Origin of the sequence: Abiotrophia defectiva ATCC 49176 (genome assembly GCF_037041345.1) — a bacterium.
Lineage (GTDB): Bacteria > Bacillota > Bacilli > Lactobacillales > Aerococcaceae > Abiotrophia.
In genome coordinates, this window is sequence record NZ_CP146287.1 from 1,009,286 (window position 1) to 1,031,718 (window position 22,433).

A 22,433-nucleotide genomic window follows, 5' to 3' on the forward strand; every position below is an offset into this window, starting at 1 on the left:
AGGGTGTATACTAGCATTAGCACTTGAGGTAAAAGAGTGCTAAAAAAGAGGTGAGAACAATGTTAACAGCTAGGCAACAACAAATTTTACAGTTGATTGTGCAGCTGTATGGCCAGTATGAAGAACCGATTGGGTCTAAGACCCTGCTTCAGAAGAGTCTATTGGATGTCTCACCGGCAACCGTACGAAACGATATGTTGGCACTTGAGCGCATTGGCTATCTCAAGAAGGCTCATTCTTCTAGTGGACGGATTCCATCCTTTGATGGCTACCGCTACTATGTAGATCAACTGATTGAGGATCAAGCAGATATTCAAATGGCCAAGCAAGATAGTGAGGTAATTCAATCTATCTTCCGAGATCGCCATTTTGACGCCATGCAGCACGCCCAATTGGCGGCTGATATCTTAGTCTCCTTGACTGGCTATACGGCCGTCGTTTTGGGAGAATCCAAGGAACAATATCATTTAAGTGAGTTCCGCTTGATACAACTCAGCGAGAGTCGGATTGTCGCCATTGTCTTGACTGACAAGGGAAGTGTTGAAAGTGATCTAGTAGATTTACCACGATCCTTAAGTCGAGAGGACTTGGGTCGTTTGACTCAAGCTATCAACCAGGAAATTGTTGGCTTATCCTTACTAGAAGCTCAGCAACGACTTAAATTGACCTTGCCACTCTTGATGCAGCGCTTAGTTGGCTTCCAAGTCGACTTTTCGTCAGTTATCACCAAATTAATGCGCCATTTGAAGGGGCGTAGTTACTATGTCAGTGGTAAGAATAACTTATTCGATTCAGTAGAAGTGTCAGATTACAAGCGACTCTTCAACCTAATCGATGGGTCAGCAGAAATGTTCCAACTACTTGAAGCCAAGCAAGGCTTAGCAGTTGAACTGGGATTGGGAGGCCTAGCAGACGTCAGTCTAGTGACCTCATCCTATCAGTATCAAGCACAACAGGTCATCATCGGCCTAGTTGGTCCCGCTACTATGCCTTACCAGCGTGTACTGGGCTTGATGCATCACATCACGCATGAACTGGCCCATTATTAAGTAGCCACACCCAGAATTACCAAACCCTTAAAGGAGGCGATTACGTGTCAAACACAGAAAAAGAAGTGCTCAAGCAAGACACGCCTGTTCAAGATGAAATGCTTGATAAGATTCAAGACAGTGCTGATCAAGAAGAGGTTCAAGTTGATCAATCAAGCCAGAGCCTAGATCAAGCCATTGAAGAAGCGGAAGATCAAGTGAGTCAACTAGAGGCAGAAAAAGAGGCCTTATCTGACCAACTCTTACGCTTGCAAGCAGAAATCCAGAACATGCGACGCATTAACCAACGTGAACGCCAAGATGCAGCAAAATATCGCTCGCAAAGCTTGGCTAGCCATCTCTTAGATGTAGCTGATAACTTGGAACGCGCCTTAGCAACCCCAGCTGAGTCTGAAGATGCCAAAGCCATCCATAAGGGCATCGAGATGGTTTACAAGCAGTTCCAACAAGCCTTTGAAAAAGAAGGCATTAGCGTTATTGACCCATTGAACCAAGCCTTTGATCCTAATTTCCATCAGGCAGTTAGTATGATGCCTGCAGGCGAGGGTCAGGAAGCTGATACCGTCATTAATGTCTTGCAAAAAGGCTATATGCTACAAGACCGGGTCTTAAGACCTGCCATGGTCATTGTCGCTCAGTAACAATTTAATGAATATTCCAGACTAAAAAATCAAACTAAAAGAAAAGAGGAAACTATTATGGCAAAAATTATTGGTATTGACTTAGGGACTACAAACTCTGCCGTATCTGTCTTAGAAGGCGGCGAAGCAAAAATTATCCCAAACCCAGAAGGTAACCGTACAACGCCATCTGTTGTGGCTTTCAAAAATGGTGAAATCCAAGTAGGGGAAGTAGCTAAGCGTCAAGCCGTTACCAACCCATCAACCGTAAGTTCTATCAAGCGTCACATGGGCGACGGCAGCTACAAGGTCCACATGGACGGCAAAGACTACACACCACAAGAAATCTCTGCGATGATTCTCCAATACTTGAAGTCTTATGCAGAAGACTACTTAGGTGAGAAGGTTGATAAGGCCGTTATCACCGTACCTGCCTACTTCAACGACGCACAACGTCAGGCTACCAAAGATGCTGGTAAAATCGCTGGGTTAGAAGTTGAACGTATTGTCAACGAACCAACAGCCGCTGCTTTGGCCTATGGTTTAGACAAGACGGACAAAGAAGAAAAAGTCTTAGTCTTCGACTTAGGGGGCGGTACCTTCGACGTATCCATCCTTGAATTAGGTGATGGCGTCTTCGACGTATTGTCAACTTCAGGGGACAACCACTTAGGTGGGGACGACTTCGACCAAAAGATTATGGACTACTTAGTTGCTGAATTTAAGAAAGAACATGGTGTAGACCTTTCTAAAGATAAGATGGCCCTCCAACGTCTTAAAGACGCTGCGGAAAAAGCTAAGAAGGACTTATCTGGTGTGTCTACTACCCAAATCAGCTTACCATTTATCACTGCGTCAGCTGAAGGCCCACTTCACTTGGAATTAACCTTGACGCGTGCTAAGTTCGAAGAATTAACACACGATTTAGTAGAACGTACTAAACAACCTGTTCGTCAAGCCCTCAAAGATGCTGGCTTATCTCAATCCGATATCGACGAAGTAATCTTGGTTGGTGGTTCTACTCGTATTCCAGCCGTTGTAGAAGCGGTTCGTAAGGAAACTGGCAAAGAACCTAACAAATCTGTTAACCCTGACGAAGTAGTGGCGATGGGTGCTGCTATTCAAGGTGGGGTTATCTCCGGTGACGTTAAAGACATCGTCCTCTTAGACGTAACACCATTGTCATTAGGGATTGAAACCATGGGTGGCGTCTTCACTAAGTTGATTGACCGCAACACGACCATCCCAACAAGCAAGTCACAAGTCTTCTCAACAGCAGCTGACAACCAACCTGCGGTAGACGTACACGTCCTTCAAGGGGAACGTCAAATGGCGGCTGATAACAAGACCCTCGGTCGCTTCCAATTGACCGATATTCCACCTGCACCACGTGGTATCCCACAAATCGAAGTTACCTTTGACATCGACAAGAACGGGATCGTTAACGTAAGTGCTAAGGACTTAGGGACAGGTAAAGAACAAACTATCACCATCAAGTCTAGCTCAGGTCTGACTGATGAAGAAATCGACCGCATGGTCAAAGACGCGGAAGCTAACGCTGAAGCCGACAAGAAACGTCGTGAAGAAGCTGACCTCCGTAACGAAGTAGACCAATTAGTCTTCCAAACTGACAAAGTCTTAGCTGACCTTAAAGACAAGGTTTCTGAAGAAGAAGTTAAGAAGGCTGAAGCAGCTCGTGACGAACTCAAGGCAGCCATCGAAGCTAATGATTTAGATCAAATGAAGGCTAAACGTGACGCCCTCAATGAAATCGTCCAAAACTTAACTGTTAAACTCTATGAGCAAGCCGCTGCCCAAGCGCAAGCAGCTCAAGGCGATGGGCAAGCTCAAGCTGATACAAATGCCGCTGGCGATGACGTTGTAGACGCTGAGTTCGAAGAAATCGACTAATATAAGAGGTAAGGAACAACGCCAGAGCTTGTCTTTGGCGTTTCCTTTCTAATCTAACTGTGTCATAAGCCCTAGGGCTTGAAAAAAGGAGTGGGAAAATGGCAGATAAACGTGATTACTACGACGTCCTAGGGGTCTCTCGAGACGCTAGTGACGCCGAAATCAAGAAAGCCTATCGTAAACTATCCAAACAATATCACCCAGACATTAACAAGGAAGCAGACGCAGCCGATAAATTTAAGGAAATTACCGAAGCTTACGAGGTCCTAAGTGACGCTGATAAGCGCTCTATGTACGACCAATATGGTCACGCAGCCACCGACGGCTCCTATGGTGCCGGTGGTTTCGGTGGTGGCGGTTTTGGTGGCTTCAGCGGTGGAGGATTTAGTGGCTTTGAAGATATCTTCGAGTCCTTCTTCGGTGGCGGTATGGGCGGTGCCGGTTCTGCAAGAGCCAATGCAGCACGTCGGGGTGATGATCTCCAATACCGGGTTAAACTCAAATTCGAGGAAGCCATTTTTGGTAAGGAAGTCACCATCACCTATAATCGTAAGCAAGAATGTCATACCTGTCATGGTTCAGGTGCCAAGGAAGGAACCGATCCGGTGACCTGTCACAAGTGTCATGGTTCTGGGGTTATCAACGTTCAGCGTAACACTCCATTTGGTGCCATGATGTCTCAGGCAACCTGTGATGTCTGTCGCGGGACGGGTAAAGAAATCAAGGAAAAATGTACGACCTGCCACGGTGCTGGAACAGAAACCCAACAGCATTCGGTCAAAGTCACGGTCCCTGCAGGGGTAGAGGACAACCAACAAATGCGAGTATCTGGTCAAGGTGAAGCCGGAACTAATGGCGGACCGTACGGCGATCTCTATGTGGTCTTCCAGGTCGAAGAGAGTGACATCTTTGAACGTGAAGGTACCGAAATCTTCTACGAACTGCCTATCAGCTTTAGCCAGGCAGCCCTAGGGGATGAAGTCAAGGTACCAACTGTTCATGGTAACGTTAAACTTAAAATCCCGGCAGGTACCCAAACTGGTACCACCTTCCGACTACGTGAGAAGGGAGCACCAAGCCTTCGCGGTGGCCGCAATGGGGATCAACACGTGTCCGTCAAAGTCGTGACGCCTAAGCGATTAACAGATCGTCAAAAGGATCTCTTCAAGCAACTGGCTGAATCTAGCGGCGAATCTGTCAAGGGCCATGAAGGTGGCTTCTTCGATAAGATGAAGGATATGTTTGAAGGCAAATAAGATGAAAGGCTGGAATCTTCCAGCCTTTTTCATTGTAATTTAGTCAGCATTCCCTGGCTTAACCCTAGTCTTAGAGCCAAAAATTTGGTACAATAGACCAGTGTATTAGTGCCAGATGGCACTCCTATCTAGATAAATCTGAACGAAAGAGGAAGCCTATGAATCCACAAGAATTACAAGCACTCCGAGCCCGACAGGAGAAAATTCGCAACTTCTCCATTATCGCTCATATTGACCATGGTAAGTCCACTCTGGCTGACCGTATTCTGCAATTGACAGAGACGGTTTCAGACCGGGAAATGCAGGACCAACTCTTGGACTCCATGGACTTGGAGCGGGAGCGAGGCATTACCATTAAACTTAACGCTGTTGAACTGACCTATAAGGCTCAGGATGGGGAAGAGTATATCTTCCACCTAATTGATACCCCAGGGCACGTGGACTTTACCTATGAGGTATCACGTTCACTGGCAGCCTGTGAAGGAGCCATTTTGGTCGTCGATGCCGCCCAGGGGATTGAAGCTCAGACTCTGGCCAACGTTTATTTGGCTTTAGATAACGACTTAGAAATTCTGCCGGTCATTAACAAGATTGACTTACCAGCCGCTGATCCTGAGCGTGTTCAGGTTGAAATTGAAGATGTCATTGGCATTGACGCAAGTGAGGCCGTTTTCGCCTCAGCTAAATCCGGGATTGGGATTGACCAAATCCTGGAGCAAATTGTCCACAAGGTACCGGCCCCTCCAGGTGACTTAGAAGCGCCACTACAAGCCTTGATTTTCGACTCTGTCTACGATTCCTATCGCGGTGTTGTCTTGAATATCCGGGTCATTAACGGTGTCGTGAAACCTGGCGACAAGATTCGTTTGATGTCCAACGGCAAAGAATTCGATGTAGTGGAAGTCGGGGTCTTCAGTCCTAAGCCAGTCCAACGCGACTATCTCATGGTAGGGGATGTGGGCTATATCACGGCTTCCATTAAGACCATTCAAGATACGCGAGTAGGGGATACCATTACCTTGGCCAACAATCCGGCCCAAGAACCCCTAGACGGCTACCGTAAGCTTAATCCCATGGTCTATTGCGGTCTCTATCCAGTCGAGTCTAACGACTATAATGATTTGCGGGATGCCTTGGAAAAACTCCAACTCAATGACGCGGCCTTACAATTTGAGCCTGAAACTTCGCAAGCCCTAGGCTTTGGCTTCCGTACGGGTTTCTTAGGCTTGCTGCACATGGACGTTATTCAGGAACGTCTGGAACGTGAGTTCGACATCAACCTCATAACCACAGCGCCTTCGGTTATTTACAAGGTCAAAAAGACCAATGGCGAGGAAATCATCGTGGATAACCCGTCCGCTATGCCAGACCAAACCGTCATCGATGAAATCTACGAGCCCTACGTTAAGGCCTCCATTATGGTGCCTAATGAATATGTTGGCGCAGTCATGGACATCGGCCAACGTAAGCGGGGTAACTTCATTACCATGGATTATCTGGATGATTACCGGGTCAATGTGGTCTATGAGTTACCATTGTCAGAAATCATCTATGACTTCTTCGATAAGCTCAAATCCAATACCAAAGGCTATGCATCCCTTGACTACGAATTAATTGGCTACAAACCATCTAACCTAGTTAAGATGGATATCCTGCTCAATGGCGACCTGATTGACGCCTTCTCCATGATTGTCCACAAGGACTTTGCTTACGGTCGTGGCCGTGAATTAGTAGAAAAACTTCGTGGCATCATCCCACGACAACTCTTCGAAGTGCCTGTTCAGGCTGCTATCGGTAATAAGATTCTAGCGCGTACCACCATTAAGGCCTTGCGTAAAGACGTAACGGCTAAACTCTACGGTGGGGACGTCAGCCGCCGTAAAAAGCTCCTCGAGAAACAAAAAGAGGGGAAAAAGCGGATGAAACAAATTGGGACCGTGGAAGTCCCACAAGAAGCCTTCATGGCTGTCCTTCAAATGGACGAAGATTAATATCTATCAAGCTCCCAGCCAGTATGGTGGGAGTTTTTTTGTATAAACAGAAGGTCAAAATAATTAAGTAATCGCTTGCAATCACCTAAGAAAAGGTTTACAATATAAGTGTAGTATATTTCACAAATTTCACAATAAGGAGGAGTCTACTATGAAAGCATACACCTATGTTGAACCTGGCCTAGCTAAATTCGTTGACAAGCCAAAGCCTGTCATCTTGAAGCCAACGGATGCAATTGTTCGTATGCTTAAAACGACCATCTGTGGGACAGACCTACACATCATCAAGGGTGACGTGCCAGCTGTCCAAAATGGGACGATTTTAGGACACGAGGGGATTGCGGTTGTCGAAGAAGTTGGATCCAGCGTGACTAACTTCAAGCCTGGCGATAAAGTCATTGTTTCCTGCGTCTGCTCCTGCGGTAAGTGTTATTACTGTAAGAAGGGGATTTATGCCCACTGTGAAGACGAGGGTGGTTGGATTTTCGGCCACTTAATCGACGGCACACAGGCTGAATATCTCCGTGTTCCACACGCAGACAATACCCTCTATAACCCACCAGCAGGCCTTAGCGATGAAGCCTTGGTTATGATTTCAGATATTCTACCAACGGGTTATGAAATTGGGGTCCTCAAAGGTCGGGTAGAGCCAGGTTGTAATGTGGCCATTATTGGTTCTGGACCAGTTGGTTTGGGCTCACTCTTAACCGCTCAGTTCTATTCTCCTGCTAAGATTATCATGGTGGATATTGATGATCACCGCCTAGATACCGCCCTCAAGTTCGGCGCTACCCATAAGGTTAATAATTCCGATACTGACAGAGCCATCAAGGAAATCTTTGACTTAACGGATGGTCGTGGGGTTGACGTGGCCATTGAAGCGGTGGGGATTCCAGCATCCTTTGACTTCTGCCAAAAAATTATTGCAGTTGATGGCCGTATTGCTAACGCGGGTGTCCATGGGGTCCCTGTGCAATTCGACTTAGATAGACTCTGGATTCGCAATATTACCGTAACAACTGGCTTAGTATCAACTAATACCACACCACAACTGCTGCAAGCCCTAGAAGCTCAGAAGATTCACCCTGAAGAGCTCGTTACCCACTACTTCAAATTGTCTCAAATCGAAGAAGCTTATGACGTCTTCCGGGAAGCCTCTAAGAATAATGCCATTAAGGTCCTGATTGAAAATGACCTTAGCCCACAAAGCTAGGCTAAGAAGGATCGCTTTTACTATAAGTGACGGGGCCTCTGGCTCGGTCACTTTTTATGTCAAAAAGAAGTTAGGAGGGAAGCCTATGCAAGAAGACATTCAAGGTCTACAAACCATTATTAATAATAGCCAGCACCTAGTATTTTTCGGTGGGGCAGGCGTCTCAACCGAATCGGGTATCCCTGATTTTCGCAGTGCCCAAGGCATTTATAGTCAAGATTTAGGTAGAAACTTTTCAGCCGAACAACTGATTAGTCATAGCATGTATCGTAAATATCCCCAGCTTTTCTATGATTTTTACCGTAAGCATTTGATTTATCCTCATGCTAAGCCAAATGCTGCCCATATCTTTCTAGCACAGTTAGAGGCCAGTGGCCACTTGGACGCTGTCATTAGCCAGAATATTGACACCCTACATGAAGCCGCTGGTAGTCAATGCGTTCTTAAACTACATGGGACGGTTGACCGAAATATTTGTCAGGAATGTGGCAGAGTCTATGACCTTAAGAGCTTTCTTGACGCTTATGATAGTCAGGGCATCCCGCGCTGTCCCCATTGTGGCGGCGTGCTTAAACCAGACGTCACCCTCTACGAAGAATCACTTAATATGGAGGTTTTCGACCAGGCTATCTCAGCCATTCAGCAAGCCGATACCTTGATTGTAGGAGGTACTTCTTTAGTCGTCTATCCGGCTGCAGGTCTACTTCAATATTTTAAGGGCAAACATTTGGTGGTCATCAATAAGCAGGCCATCCCTCAGGATGACTGGGCAGATTTAGTTATTCATGCTCCAATTGGGCAAGTTTTCAGCCAATTAGTGCTTCCGGGTCAATAGGCCTATTCAAAGCTGACAGAATAGACTATAATAGGAAGGAACTGTCAATTTGGAGGAAAGACATGAGTATCTTAAGCGTATCAAATCTGACCCATGGATTCGGCGATCGGGCCATCTTCGAAGATGTCTCCTTCCGCCTACTCAAAGGGGAACATATCGGCCTGATTGGGGCCAATGGTGAAGGGAAATCAACCTTCATGAACATTGTAACAGGTAAGCAACTGCCAGATGAAGGCAAGGTAGAGTGGGCCAAGTATGTGACAACTGGCTACCTAGACCAACACAGCGTCCTTAAGCCTGGTCAAACCATTCGCGATGTCTTGCGCATGGCCTTTGATGATTTATTTGCCATTGAAGCCCGCATTAGCGAGGCCTATGAAGAGATGGCGACCGCTGATGACCAAGCCATGGCAAACCTATTAGAGGAAGTAGGGGAGCTACAAGAACGCCTGGAAGTCCACGATTTCTATACCTTGGATGCTAAAATTGAAGAAGTGGCTCGTGCTCTTGGTATTACCGCCTTTGGTTTAGAAACGGACGTCACCTCACTGAGTGGGGGACAGCGGACCAAGGTCTTATTGGCTAAGTTACTCTTAGAAAAGCCCGACATCTTACTCTTGGACGAGCCGACCAACTACTTGGATGCCGAACATATCGAGTGGCTTAAACGTTACTTGCAAAACTACGAAAATGCCTTTATCTTAATTTCCCATGATATTCCATTCCTTAATAGTGTCATTAACATTATCTATCATGTGGAAAACCTCAAGCTCAGCCGTTATGTTGGCGACTATGAGAACTTCCAAGCGGTCCACGCCATGAAGCGTGCCCAGCTAGAAGCGGCCTATGAACGCCAACAAAAGGAAATAGCGGACCTCAAGGACTTCGTCAATCGTAACAAGGCCCGAGTAGCAACGCGCAATATGGCCATGTCCCGTCAGAAGAAATTAGATAAGATGGAAGTCATTGAGCTACAAGGCGAGAAACCTAAGCCAAAATTTGACTTCCAGTCTGCTCGGACCCCTGGCCGTTTCATCTTCGAAGCTAATCAGTTAGAGATTGGTTATGACCAGCCGCTAACCAAGCCGCTGGATCTAGTCTTTGAACGTAACCAGAAGGTTGCCATTATCGGTGCCAACGGGATTGGTAAGACCACTTTACTCAAGAGCCTCATGGGGCTTATTCCGGCCTTAGCTGGCCAAGTAGAGCAAGGTGATTACTTGGAAATTGGTTACTTCGAACAAGAAGTTGCTTCAGGTAACCGTCAGACGCCATTAGAAGCTGTGTGGAATGCTTTCCCAGCTATGAACCAGGCTGAAGTACGCGCTGCCTTAGCACGTTGTGGCCTGACTTCTAAGCACATCGAAAGCCAAATTCAAGTCCTAAGTGGGGGAGAGCAAGCCAAGGTCCGTCTTTGCCTATTGATGAATGCTCCGCATAATGTCTTGATCTTGGACGAGCCGACCAACCACTTGGACGTTGATGCCAAGGAAGAATTGGCTCGTGCCCTCAAAGAATACAAGGGCAGTATCCTCATGGTTTGCCACGAACCTGAATTTTATCAAGGTTGGGTCAACCAAATTTGGGACTTCAACCAATTTTAACAAGCCAAAGCCAAAGTTTGTTCACTTTGGCTTTTTTTCATGTCTTAATGCCGATATATCAAGATTATTTTATAAATTCAACTTCACAAAGTGTTTGTGAATCTAAAAAACGAATAGATAATATATAATATATTATATAGATAACCTCAGTATTTTATTTAAAATGATAAGGTTTTCTATTCACATAAGCATTTAGTTAAAATACTGATAAGTCAATATTTGAAAACGTTTTGAAAATAGCCTTCACATTGTGCCTTGTTTTCATACATGCTCATTTACAAAAAAAGACCGTCAATATAAAATTTTTATCGTTTGAACTTGAACAAGTGCTTTACTTTTTGAAAACAAAAGCGTATGATGAAGATGTAAATAAAAAGAACTTAGGAGGAACATCCATGGTTGAAAAAGAAGATAAGAAGTTAGAGGCTCAAGCCCATGTTGATGAGCTTGTCCAAAAAGGCTTAGTCGCTCTTGACGAGTTCCGTCTCTTAGACCAAGAACAAGTAGACTACATTGTGGCTAAAGCCTCAGTTGCAGCCTTAGACCAACACGGGGTCTTGGCTAAGCACGCGCTTGATGAAACAGGTCGTGGGGTATTCGAAGATAAGGCAACTAAGAACCTCTTCGCTTGCGAGCACGTGGTTAACAACATGCGTCACACTAAAACAGTTGGCATTATCTCAGAAGACGATGTGACTGGTTTAACCTTGATTGCTGAACCTGTCGGGGTTGTAGCGGGGATTACCCCAACCACCAACCCAACTTCTACCGCGATTTTCAAATCTTTGATTTCATTAAAGACGCGTAACCCAATCGTCTTTGCCTTCCACCCATCTGCACAAGAATCTTCTGCTCACGCAGCCAAAGTGGTTTACGATGCGGCAGTAGCAGCAGGGGCACCTAAGAACTGTATCCAATGGATTACTTTACCATCGATGGAAGCAACTTCTGCGCTTATGAATCACCCAGGGATCGCAACAATCTTAGCAACTGGTGGTAACGCCATGGTTCGCGCCGCTTACTCATGTGGTAAGCCTGCCTTAGGGGTAGGGGCTGGTAACGTACCTGCTTACGTAGAAAAAACAGCTAACATCCAACAAGCTGCACACGACATTATCATGTCTAAGTCTTTCGACAACGGGATGGTCTGTGCTTCAGAGCAAGCTGCCATCGTGGATAAAGAAGTTTACGATGAATTCAAGAAAGAACTTGAGTCTTACCATGTATACTTCGTTAACAAGAAAGAAAAAGCCTTGTTAGAAAACTACTGCTTCGGCGTAAAAGCCAACAGCAAGAACTGCGCAGAAGGTAAATTGAACGCTGATATCGTCGGTAAACCAGCTGCTTGGATTGCTGAACAAGCTGGCTTCAGCGTACCTGAAGGCACTAATATCCTAGCTGCCGAAGTGGCTGAAGTAGGTCCAAAAGAACCATTAACTCGCGAGAAACTCTCTCCAATCATTGCTGTATTGAAATCAGAAAATACGGAAGATGGGATTGCTAAGTCTCGTCAAATGGTTGAATTCCATGGTTTGGGTCACTCTGCTGCTATCCATACACGTAACGAGCAACTGGCTAAAGACTTCGGTCGTGAAGTGAAGGCAATTCGTGTTATCTGGAACGCGCCATCTACTTTCGGGGGGATTGGTGACGTATATAACGCCTTCTTGCCATCCTTAACCTTGGGTTGTGGGACTTATGGTCGCAACTCTGTCGGCAACAACGTCAGCGCCGTTAACTTGTTAAACATCAAAAAAGTGGGGAGACGTAGAAATAATATGCAATGGTTTAAAGTACCTTCAAAAATCTACTTCGAACGTGACTCCATCCAATATCTGCAAAAGATGAAGGATGTAGAGAAAGTTATGATTGTTACGGACGATGCGATGTTCAAATTAGGTTTCGTTCACCGTGTCATCGAACAACTCTCCCTCCGTCCTAAGAAAGTTACCTACACCATCTTCTCAGATGTTGAACCAGATCCAGATATTACAACCGTTGAACGCGGGGCAGCCCTCATGCGTGAATTCCAACCAGATACCATCATCGCTTTAGGTGGGGGGTCTGTAATGGACGCGGCTAAAGTAATGTGGATGTTCTACGAACAACCTCAAGTTGACTTCCGTGACTTAGTACAGAAATTCATGGATATCCGTAAACGTGCCTTCCGCTTCCCAGAATTAGGTAAAAAGGCTAAATACGTTGGGATTCCAACCACTTCTGGTACCGGATCTGAAGTAACACCATTTGCCGTTATCTCTGATAAGAAGAATAACCGTAAATATCCATTGGCTGACTACTCCTTGACCCCAACCATCGCCATCGTAGACCCAGCCTTTGTCTTGACAGTTCCTGCATCAGTTACAGCTGATACTGGTATGGACGTCTTGACTCACGCAGTGGAAGCTTATACTTCTACCTTGGCTAACGACTATACAGATGGTTTGGCTCTCCAAGCAATCAAGTTAGTCTTCGAAAACTTAGAAAGCTCTGTTAAGAATGCTGACTTTGAGTCACGTGAGAAGATGCATAACGCCTCAACCATGGCAGGTATGGCCTTTGCCAACGCCTTCTTAGGGATGTCTCACTCTATGGCTCATAAGATTGGTGGTTTCTTCCATACCGTTCACGGCCGTACCAACGCCATCCTCTTACCATACGTTATCCGTTACAACGGGACTCGTCCAGCTAAGGCTGCAACTTGGCCAAAATACAACTACTACAAGGCCGATGTTAAATTCCAAGACATTGCTAAGATGTTAGGCTTGCCAGCTTCAACGCCTGAAGAAGCAGTTGATGCTTTAGCAAAAGCAGTCTATGACCTAGGTGTTCGTGTCGGAATCGACATGAGTATTAAGGGACAAGGCGTGGATGAGAAGGAATACATGGACACAGTTGAAGAGATTGCTTACTTAGCATACGAAGACCAATGTTCACCAGCTAACCCTCGCTTACCGATGGTAGCTGACATGGTGGAAATCCTCCAAGACGCTTACTATGGTTACAAGGAACGTCCAGGACGTATCAAATAATAGCAAGTAGCTAACTATTCTAGCACCAGGTGCCTGGCACTTGGTGCTTTTTTGAGGACGTCTATTTTGGGCTTATGTTATAATAGAAGTATCAAGAGTCGAGAGAGAGGGGTATAACGATGACAGAAACACTTTATTTAGCAGGAGGCTGCTTTTGGGGCATGGAAGGCTATTACAAGCGCCTGACAGGTGTGGTGGATACGGAAGTTGGCTATGCTAACGGCAAAAGCCCACAGGCCACCTATCAAGGTCTTAAAAGCTCAGATCATGCAGAAACCCTAGCCATTCATTATGATCCTAACCAGGTCGATTTGGCGACTTTAATTAGCCACTTCTTCCGTGTTATTGATCCTTTTAGCCTCAATAAACAGGGCGGTGACGTTGGTCGTCAATACCGCACAGGAATCTACACCACTAGTGCCAGTCAAGAAGCGGCTGTTAAGGCCCTAGTGGCTACTTTTGAGCAAAGAGCAGGGCGGCCAACGGCTGTTGAAGTCATGCCTTTGGCTCATTTTGTGCCAGCTGAAGACTATCACCAAGATTACCTAGATAAACATCCTAGTGGCTACTGCCATATCAAATTGGCCTGGGCCGATCAAGCCTTATCACCAGCTGAAAATTTAGCAAGTCAGGAAGGGTGATAAGATGACCGGCACTATTGAAATTCGACCAGCTCAAGTTGAGGATGCGGCAGCTCTACAAAAGCTAGCCAGCCATGAATTAGGCTATGATTATCCGCTAGAAGCCTGCCAAGAACGGCTGCAAGCTCTCTTGGCCGACGACCAGCAGATTCTTCTAGTGTCAAGAAGCCAAGAAGCTCCTAAACAGGTTCTGGGCATCGTCCACGCTAGCTACTATTATTCCTTTTATGGCGACCCCGCCTATAATGTCATGGCACTAGCGGTCGACCAGGCACATCAACATCAAGGAATAGGGCGGCTTTTAATGCACGCTCTGGAGGCCCAAGCTATTTCAAAGGGCGTCCACCATATTCGCCTTAATTCCGCTAGCCATCGCACTGGGGCACATGCCTTTTATCAGTCCATTGGTTATGATTGTTATAAAACTCAAAAAGCCTTCAGTAAAAACCTATGACTACCAAAAAAACCATTATATCATATATGATATAATGGGTTTTTGCTTTAGATATGAGATTGGAATTGCTTAATGCGCGCCAACAACTGACTATTGCCATTAAATTTAGCAAAGGCCAAAGCGTCTGCACTATATTGCTTGATTTGGTCCGCTTCTAAGCCCTGAGCTTCTGCATTCTGAGCAAGTCGGAAATAGAGTCGATCCACGTAATGGGATACCGCTGCTTGGCTAGAAAGATTAATGCCATGTAGCAAGAGGCGGTTAGACTGGTCATATTCCTGGGCTGTCGCATAGAAATTAGCTGAATGCAAAACAATATTAAGTATGCGCCATAATTCCTGGCTATTGGCCGGCTCATAATCTAGCAGCCCGTCTTGAGCTTTCTCAAAGTAGTGATGGGCCCGTTCGGATTCACCTGCATTGGCATAGGCTAGCCCTAAGCCAGCTGCAGCTAAAGAACTGTAGAGTGGCTCGAAATCGGCGTGTAAATCGGTCATTAGTTGATTTAAGTAGAAAAAACTATCATTGATTGAAGCCTTGGTCAAGGCCGCCAGGAAACCCTTAAGGTAAAGGTAGCGTTTCTTGAGCGAAAGGGGACTGACTTGCTTGGCATCCACAGCAGCTAATTCCTGATTGGCCAACTTATAATCAGCTCTTACAAAGGCATTTTCAGCCGCTTCAATATGTTGATAAAGATCAGTCGATTGGACATCTTGACGTGGGAAGAGCTCGCCTAAACTCATATCTAATCGTTGACACAAATCCAGTAAAATCTTAACAGAAGGAACTTGGCCTTGATTTTCAAAACGACTCAGGGTGGCTTGGGTACAAATGCCTTGGCACAATTCAGACTGTGAAATTCCTAATGACTTGCGCCGTTGAATAAATAACTGAATATCCATAGAGGAAACCTCCTAAATATTGCGCTTATAAGTGACTCTATTATAGCATGATATAGGCCACTTGTCATCGTTTTCACGAAGCCGGCAGTGCAAGAACTAAAGGTAATTTAGGTGTAATCTGACCTGCATCACTTGATAAAGTCAAGGCTGGATAAGCCGGATCAAAGCCAATCTTATGTTGATGATCAAACATCATGTCATAGAGAGGGTTGAGATAGATGGGCTCAAAATTAGTCTCAAACTTGCTTGAATAGAGGTCAAAAGGCACTTTAGGGTCATTGTCGGCCACTATGAGCAGTCGATACTTGCCCATAACATTACAGTGACAGCCAACTGGATCGTCATTATAAGGACTATTGCCATCCACATAATCCATGAGGATGCGGTAAGATTTGCTATCATGCTCAGACAGCGCTTGTTGGATAAATTCGATTGCTTGATTGGTAAATTCAAAATTCATATTAGAAATCCTTTCTAGTTATAAGGAGAGAGGTCAGTATAGACCTAGATCATTTCTGACATCCATGAGTTAACATAATATACATTATAGGATATTCGTTTAAGGAATCTAGTTAGACTCCTTCTTAGCCAATAAAGCCAGATATTCTTCTAAGGTCAATCCATTCTCATAGATAAAGCCCGCATGGACCTTACCTACATAACGAAAATGCCAGGGTTCAAAGTTATATCCTGTGATGGATTCCTTGTTTTGCTGATACCTTAGGATAAAACCAAAACGATGCGCATTATTAGCCAACCATTTGGCTGAATCTGTCTCTGAATAGCTTGCTTCCAGTTCACCACCATTATCTAGCCATTCAGTACCTAGAAGATCAATAGCCAAGCCCGTCGTATGCTCTGAGGCATCTGCTGGCGCGAAATATTGATTGGTAACGGACTCTGCATCGGCTTGACTTAAGCCTTGAGCTAGATAGTTTTGAATGCTAAGGTTACGGTTATTTTCTTGTTCTTCAACAGACCGATAACCTGATACAACCCGATAATAGAAACCATCCTTGGCAGCAGCTTCCATTAGGTCTTCTAAGGGCTTGACTAAGTCTTGATGATAGATATTACCGTAGCTATCCCAAGCCAGTTCTGGTTCTTTTTTATCAGCATTAGGATTATTCTTATTAACTAGCTTAAGCAGTGGATCATCACTATGTGCGGTCACGGGTAGTTTTTCAATTAAAGCATCCACTTTCAAATCTTTGTTAATTGTTTGTATTTCTTCTAAACTAGGCAATTTGTAGCTTGTTTTAGCCTGCACAGCTAATGAAGCCTGCAAGAACATGCTGCAGGCAAGTAAGAGATAAATCAACTTTTTCTTTTGCATAGGGACTTCCTTTCTTAGTTAAGTAAGCCATTTCATAAAGATAAAACCAGAGTAAGCACCCACAAGCCCCCTATCAAGGCCAGATGTAGGCCCCAGGCTAAGGTCAGATAGCCAATAAACTCACGTAAAAAGGCATTAATCGAAAAATAGAGCTTAGTCTTGGCGCCATAACCTTGACACTTAAGTCCTAGGCGCCGTGCCAGAATAAGGGCACGTAATAAATGATAATAGTTAGTGACAATGACAAAGTCCTCTCTCCCCTTTTCCATTAGCTTATAGGAGAATTGAAGATTTTCCTGGGTATTACGAGACTGATTGTCGACCAGAATGGCGGATTGGGGCACGCCTTGTCGAAGGGCGTAAGCTTTCATCGCCTCCCCTTCTGAGATGACTTCATCTGGACCTTGGCCACCCGACATAATCAAGGTCACTTCTTGAGGGCGACGGCGCCAGAGTTTGATGGCCTTATCAATTCGACTGGCAAGCAAGGGCGTCACTTCTGTCCCATTTAAGCCAGCCCCTAGCACCACAATATAAGAATAGCGCGGCCGTACGAAATGGATAAAGTTGAGAATGTTGGTAACGAAAAAGATGCCGACTAAGACGGCAAAATAGAAAATAGTGCTTCCCATGAGCCCATAGATGACATTAAAGATTGGCCAATTGAGTGATAAACGACTTGCTAGAACAGGCCAGATGACCATATAACCAATCATGCCAAATGCTAGCATGAGCGCTAGTGAATTAACCAGATTGAAGCCTTCCCGCCGAATCAAGGTAAGGCCTGAATACAAGAGAGCTATTAGGCTGATCAAAGGCGCCAACATCAAAGTCAAAATGAAGAGGACACCCAGGATGACCAAAATGACAGCAAAAGATTGCCATTCTAGTACGAAGGTCAAGTAGATTCCAATAATACCAGCTAATGAGCCCGACACTAGGAACCAAAATCCCAACCATAAGGTTCGCTTATCATGCCAGTAAACCCAAAAGAAAGGCGAGCTGACCAAGACAAGTAGTAGTAAAAATAGAAATGTCATAATCTAATCCTTTCAGAACTGTGGAGCCATAAGTTGTCCTACACGTTCGAAGTAAGTTTGATTGTCTGAGATGCCGTATTGGATTTCCTTGAGTGTTTCCAATTTGTCGGTAATAATACCATCAACAGGTCGATAGAGAAAGTTTTGGATTTCATCTTCATCATTGATGGTCCAAACGTAAAGTTCTTTCCCCTCCTGATGGGCTTGTTTGGCTAGCTCACTAGTGTAGGAAAAAGCCTCTAAGACATAGAAATCAACCTCATTTTTGGCAAAAGCACCAAATTGCAATGGAATCACATAGCCAGTTCTAATATCAGAATTGAGAGACTCAATGGCGTCAATAGCTTCATGATTGAGAGACATGACTGGATAGCGGTTAGTAATACCTAATTCTTGGAGTTTATCCACGATCAGTTGAGCATAATTATCTGGCTCCTTGCCATGGGGTTTGAGCTCAATTAGAAGCTCAATATCTAGCTCCTGAGCTCGCTTAACAAATTCTTCAAAGGATGGCAGCTGACTTTGATAATCTCCCTGACGGAGCGTCAGCCCCACTAATTCATCATAAGTCATATCCGAAACTTCTCTATTGATGCCTGCCAAACGCTGTAAGTTACTGTCGTGCATAACAACTAGACCTTGATCTTTAGTCATTTGAACATCTAATTCTACCATGGTGGCGCCATTTTCAGCGGCTGCTTCAAGGGCTTGGATGGTATTTTCTACGCCCTTTTCTACATAGCCGCGGTGGCCAATAATGGCTTGCTGGGACTGATAGGTTTGACTGGCCAGCAGAAAAGCATTCTCCCCTATTTTGAAGAATATGAGACTGAAGACTAATAGGAAGATGCGGCGACGGTGGCGACGATGACTCGGCTCAATTAAGAGCAGCGAATTGGTCACTTCAGGCGCCACTACCTGATCCACTAAAATGATTAAGGTACCGACTTTGGATAGGATAATCACCGTGAAGGCAATAAACTTAAGAATTGACAAGAGCAGCGCTTGGACTATAAAACTATTACCGGATGGATCAAAGGCCATGGCCGCTTCTATAAATACGCTAATCAAGCCTACACTAATTAAACCCAGGACAAAACCGAAAATAGCGAAAGTCAATAAAAGTTTCCACTTCTTAACTTGAGTCATTCGCCAACTTTCCCTTAGCGATATGACAAAACTTTGGTCCTTAATCATCATAAGGGGCATAGCGTAAATCAAGCGAAGGTTGAGATAGAAGAGCAGACTCGCTAGGAGCACCACAAGGATTGTCCCCTGCCAAGTTTTAAGAAACTCACCTGTGATGAAATCAGGTATCCTGAGGCCATTGGTCAGTGAAGACTGCATGACTAGGCCGGATATGGGAATCGTGATGGCGATATAGCCAAGAAAATAGAAGAAGCTCAGCCCAAATAAATGGCGCAAACGGCCTAGTGCTTGGCGAATGACCGCTCCGTAGGAGATTTCCTTTTTAAGTTGGCGAGCATAAATGACGTAAATCAAAACCGACAACTCAATAAAAAAGAGGGCTGCAAAGCAGAGCGCAAAGAGAAGAAAAGCTAATAGACTATCTGGCTGCCTCATTAGGTAAGAAATATTATTTAAATCCAAATGAGTCTGATTGCCCAAGAGAAGGGCTAGACGGAAAATCAATTTTAGAAGGTAACCACCTAGGTAGCTAATGGTAATTTGGAGAATAGCTGCAATCGTGACAAAACTCAACAAATGACGAAATAAAAGCAAGAACAATTGTTTCAATGAGTGTCGCATGGTCTGCTGCATATTCTTCCCTCCTCTCCATGATTCCTTATGCACTTCCTATTGTAACCTAGAATCAGCCTAAACCCATCAGTCCACAGGCCGATTTAATCGGCAAAAAACCCGTTCTTGACGTAAGAACGGGTCCTAAGACGCTAGTTATTTCTTGACGTAAATTGATTTGAGATAAAGGCTACCAATGCCATCAATTTTACATGCAATGTCGTGACCATCAACAGGCTCATCAATTAAACGGATGTTTTTAGCCTTGGTCCCTTGTTTAATCGTTGTCGTCGCATTCAACTTAAGGTCCTTAATGACCGTGACACTGTCACCATTCTCAAGTTGATTGCCATTGGCATCGCGAATAATCCCAGCTTCAGCACGAGCCACTTCGTCTTCCTGGGTCCATTCATGGGCACACATTGGGCAGACAAAGAGCTGGCCATCTTCGTAGGTATATTCTGAGTCACATTGCGGGCAATTTGGTAATTTAGACATCTTCTTCCTCCTTTTTGCTTAGTCTCAGTATAGCAGAATCAGCTAAGAGGAATCAAGAATATTTTAGTAACTAGCGCTTAACAAAGGCTAGAATCTCTTCTGGACTTAGGGAGCTGTCACACTTAACGTGAACCCCTTCCTTGTCTGAAAAGAGGAAACCTGGTACCGTTGGCACTTGCCATTGATCACGTAATTGTTGTACTTGGCTCAGAGTTTCTGGATTTTGAGAGTGCAGATAAGCCACTTTTAAGCCAGCTTCTTGTGCCAATGGGCTAAGTTTAGCCACAAAACGGCGGCAGTATGGGCAGCTTTCACGGCCAATAAAAAGGATGCCACCATCTTTGGCGTCCATCAATGCCTTGGCTTCTTCAGGGCTGACTGCTTGGAATACTTTGACTTGTTCTAGGTAGTTTGCTACTTCATTCATGAATTAATCACTCCTTTGCATTTTACCCTTTTATTATACGATTTTTCCGGCCCATCACAAAATGCTTTGCTTAGTCAAAATGAATGTCTTTGAGTTTCTTGCGTTCACGGTAACGACGGTAGAGATAGATAGTCACAATAATAGCAGCTAAGCCACAAAGTGCTAGGGCCACTGTCATGTAAAAGGCTTGCTCGCCTGTATCAGGTAACTTGACACTGCCCTTGCCCTTCTCTTGACTGCTCTCATTGGCTTGATCTGAATTGGCTTTTGCTTTAGCTTCCTTTTTAGATTGGCCAGACGGGGTTTGATTCTTGGACTTGCTCTGATGATGCGAGTTCTTAGCTTGCCGTTTATTGAGTCGTTCCTTAAGTCGTTTTAGTGTCTCGGGATTATTATCTGCTGATGATTCAGAGCTAGACTCTGACTGGTTTTGACTTGAGCTTGAAGTTTCTTGATGCCCTTGACTGCTAGAGTCTCTAGCCTGTCTATCATGGTCGGACGGTGTCCAATCTCTAGTAGAATGATGATAGTTGCTATCACCCAACTCACTATTTGAACTGTTAGTCTCAGGATCTTCTGACATCAAATCCGGTATCGTCAGGAAGCTTTCCTCCTCTTCTTCAACTACTTGCCACTTTTGATTAGTCTCATTATAATTCACCAAATGTAATTGATAACGATCGACCAGGGCTTGCAATTTTCCTTGGGCTTCAGCACCATAGTGGTGGGCGTTAAGATAGTCAGCTAAACCTTGTTTAAGGGCTTGAAAAACCTCTTTGTTAATGGATGTCAGATAACGATACTGGCCGATTTTGAGTTGGTAGACTTGATTGAACTTTGCTTGCAAAGTTGCCTTATCACCTGATTGGTAGTAGTGACGCAGGGCCAGATTGGCCAAAATTTCTACGTCAAAGAGCGATAGTTCCTGCGCATACTGATAATAGGTCTCCCCTTCTGGCGACAGTTGCAAGTCCTTTTTGCCCTCCAATAGCTTGTTAACCTCGTCCATATTGCTAGTTTCCGGTGAAAATAGCGTCTCAATTTCTTGGTACTTAAGCTTTTGATAGGCTAAGGGTACAATCTGCTTGAGCACTTGATTGACCTGAACCAAATAGTCAGCCAAGGTTTCACTAGCGGGATTGAGTGGTAGACTGTCGGCACTGAGATAGTGACTAGAGTAAGGATAAAGCAAACAGGCATTAAGCGCCGTCTTGTTGGATTTGGATTGTTCCAATTGGTCTTCTTTATGGTGGTGATCATAATCCAAATTGGCCATCTCTGATTTGATTTGCTCTAGGGCGGCCTGCTTTTCTTGTTGCTCAGTCTGGGCACTCGTTAAGGCTTCTTGCAGACTAGCCACTTGAGGCTGATTGGCTAAAGCTGCGGCCTGCTGGTCTTCACTAGCTTGATCTAATTCAGGATTTTCTTTTACTAAGGCTTGATAAGCACTATCTAGGGCTTGATCTAACTGGTCGTGTAGGGATTTAATTTTATCGTCTAAGCTAGCTAGCTCAGCTTGTACTTGCTTGGCTTGCTCTTCTAGGCTGGCTAGACTAGCTTCTTGCTCCCGCATCTGACTAGCTAAGTCCTGGGAACTGCTAGTGTCGTTTGCATCTGCTTGGGTCATTTGTCGAATAAGGCTGACACAAGTTGAGGCCTCAACTGGTATCTTATTAACAGACTGAGATAAAACATAGGCTGATTGTGCCCCTACCTGACTAGCCACCATGACAACTAGTATGGAGCCAGTTGTCAAGATGCCCTTAAATTTTACTTTCATACTACTCCCCTCCTTATATATAAATACCCAAAATAGGCTAAATATATCCGAAAAATCGCCATAAAAAAAGAAAAGCCCATCCC

General features: G+C 44.8%; 19 protein-coding genes. 11 read left to right on the forward strand and 8 right to left on the reverse strand.

All coding sequences use genetic code 11. From position 1 onward, the window contains the following. Positions 1-59 precede the first annotated feature (59 nt). The 11 genes from hrcA (at position 60) to V7R82_RS04785 (ending at position 14,606) form a co-directional block, all read left to right on the forward strand. A complete protein-coding gene (hrcA, locus tag V7R82_RS04735; RefSeq protein WP_023392082.1) occupies positions 60-1,049 on the forward strand; it encodes a heat-inducible transcriptional repressor HrcA in 990 nt (329 codons plus the stop codon). Positions 1,050-1,093: 44 nt separating this feature from the next. Continuing rightward, complete coding sequence (gene grpE, locus V7R82_RS04740) at positions 1,094-1,690, forward strand: nucleotide exchange factor GrpE (protein ID WP_338543710.1); 597 nt, start codon at positions 1,094-1,096, stop codon at positions 1,688-1,690. A gap of 57 nt (positions 1,691-1,747) precedes the next feature. After that, a complete protein-coding gene (gene dnaK, locus V7R82_RS04745) occupies positions 1,748-3,580 on the forward strand; it encodes a molecular chaperone DnaK (RefSeq protein ID WP_291454649.1) in 1,833 nt (610 codons plus the stop codon). 98 nt (positions 3,581-3,678) lie between these two features. Continuing rightward, positions 3,679-4,836, forward strand: coding sequence for a molecular chaperone DnaJ (dnaJ, locus tag V7R82_RS04750; RefSeq protein ID WP_291432508.1), 1,158 nt, complete (start codon positions 3,679-3,681; stop codon positions 4,834-4,836). 158 nt (positions 4,837-4,994) lie between these two features. Beyond that, the gene (gene lepA / locus V7R82_RS04755) at positions 4,995-6,827 is read left to right on the forward strand and encodes a translation elongation factor 4 (RefSeq protein ID WP_023392150.1); all 1,833 of its coding nucleotides are present in this window, start codon (positions 4,995-4,997) and stop codon (positions 6,825-6,827) included. Between the two features lie 151 nt (positions 6,828-6,978). Further along, complete coding sequence (locus V7R82_RS04760; protein ID WP_311467925.1) at positions 6,979-8,040, forward strand: zinc-dependent alcohol dehydrogenase family protein; 1,062 nt, start codon at positions 6,979-6,981, stop codon at positions 8,038-8,040. A gap of 85 nt (positions 8,041-8,125) precedes the next feature. After that, positions 8,126-8,875 carry an NAD-dependent protein deacylase gene (locus V7R82_RS04765; protein ID WP_338543714.1) on the forward strand — a complete coding sequence of 250 codons (750 nt, stop codon included), beginning with the start codon at positions 8,126-8,128 and terminating at the stop codon, positions 8,873-8,875. 62 nt (positions 8,876-8,937) lie between these two features. Continuing rightward, complete coding sequence (locus tag V7R82_RS04770; protein ID WP_338543715.1) at positions 8,938-10,479, forward strand: ABC-F family ATP-binding cassette domain-containing protein; 1,542 nt, start codon at positions 8,938-8,940, stop codon at positions 10,477-10,479. Positions 10,480-10,874: 395 nt separating this feature from the next. Further along, positions 10,875-13,511, forward strand: coding sequence for a bifunctional acetaldehyde-CoA/alcohol dehydrogenase (gene adhE / locus V7R82_RS04775; protein ID WP_070755604.1), 2,637 nt, complete (start codon positions 10,875-10,877; stop codon positions 13,509-13,511). Between the two features lie 119 nt (positions 13,512-13,630). Further along, a complete protein-coding gene (gene msrA, locus V7R82_RS04780; RefSeq protein WP_338541613.1) occupies positions 13,631-14,152 on the forward strand; it encodes a peptide-methionine (S)-S-oxide reductase MsrA in 522 nt (173 codons plus the stop codon). A 4-nt stretch (positions 14,153-14,156) separates the two neighbouring features. Further along, positions 14,157-14,606 carry a GNAT family N-acetyltransferase gene (locus V7R82_RS04785; protein WP_338541614.1) on the forward strand — a complete coding sequence of 150 codons (450 nt, stop codon included), beginning with the start codon at positions 14,157-14,159 and terminating at the stop codon, positions 14,604-14,606. Between the two features lie 47 nt (positions 14,607-14,653). Here the strand turns inward: V7R82_RS04785 and V7R82_RS04790 are convergent, their stop codons facing one another. From V7R82_RS04790 to V7R82_RS04825, 8 genes are all read right to left on the reverse strand, one after another. Then, positions 14,654-15,508, reverse strand: coding sequence for a helix-turn-helix transcriptional regulator (locus V7R82_RS04790; RefSeq protein WP_338541615.1), 855 nt, complete (start codon positions 15,506-15,508; stop codon positions 14,654-14,656). Positions 15,509-15,581: 73 nt separating this feature from the next. Next, positions 15,582-15,968: an iron-sulfur cluster biosynthesis family protein gene (locus V7R82_RS04795; protein ID WP_291427912.1), complete on the reverse strand. Its 387-nt coding sequence runs from the start codon at positions 15,966-15,968 to the stop codon at positions 15,582-15,584. Positions 15,969-16,076: 108 nt separating this feature from the next. Then, positions 16,077-16,844: a M15 family metallopeptidase gene (locus tag V7R82_RS04800; protein ID WP_314394556.1), complete on the reverse strand. Its 768-nt coding sequence runs from the start codon at positions 16,842-16,844 to the stop codon at positions 16,077-16,079. Positions 16,845-16,876: 32 nt separating this feature from the next. Next, entirely contained in the window at positions 16,877-17,884 is a 1,008-nt protein-coding gene (locus V7R82_RS04805) for a YdcF family protein (protein ID WP_338541616.1), read from the reverse strand. A gap of 12 nt (positions 17,885-17,896) precedes the next feature. Next, positions 17,897-19,666 (reverse strand): glycerophosphodiester phosphodiesterase, encoded by a 1,770-nt coding sequence (locus V7R82_RS04810; protein ID WP_338541617.1) that lies wholly within the window; start codon positions 19,664-19,666, stop codon positions 17,897-17,899. Positions 19,667-19,801: 135 nt separating this feature from the next. After that, a complete protein-coding gene (locus V7R82_RS04815; RefSeq protein WP_035364310.1) occupies positions 19,802-20,143 on the reverse strand; it encodes a zinc ribbon domain-containing protein YjdM in 342 nt (113 codons plus the stop codon). 70 nt (positions 20,144-20,213) lie between these two features. Beyond that, entirely contained in the window at positions 20,214-20,570 is a 357-nt protein-coding gene (traF, locus tag V7R82_RS04820; protein WP_070755595.1) for a conjugal transfer protein TraF, read from the reverse strand. A 70-nt stretch (positions 20,571-20,640) separates the two neighbouring features. Beyond that, positions 20,641-22,350, reverse strand: a complete 1,710-nt coding sequence (locus V7R82_RS04825; RefSeq protein ID WP_338541619.1) for a hypothetical protein — start codon at positions 22,348-22,350, stop codon at positions 20,641-20,643. Between the last annotated feature and the right edge of the window lie 83 nt (positions 22,351-22,433).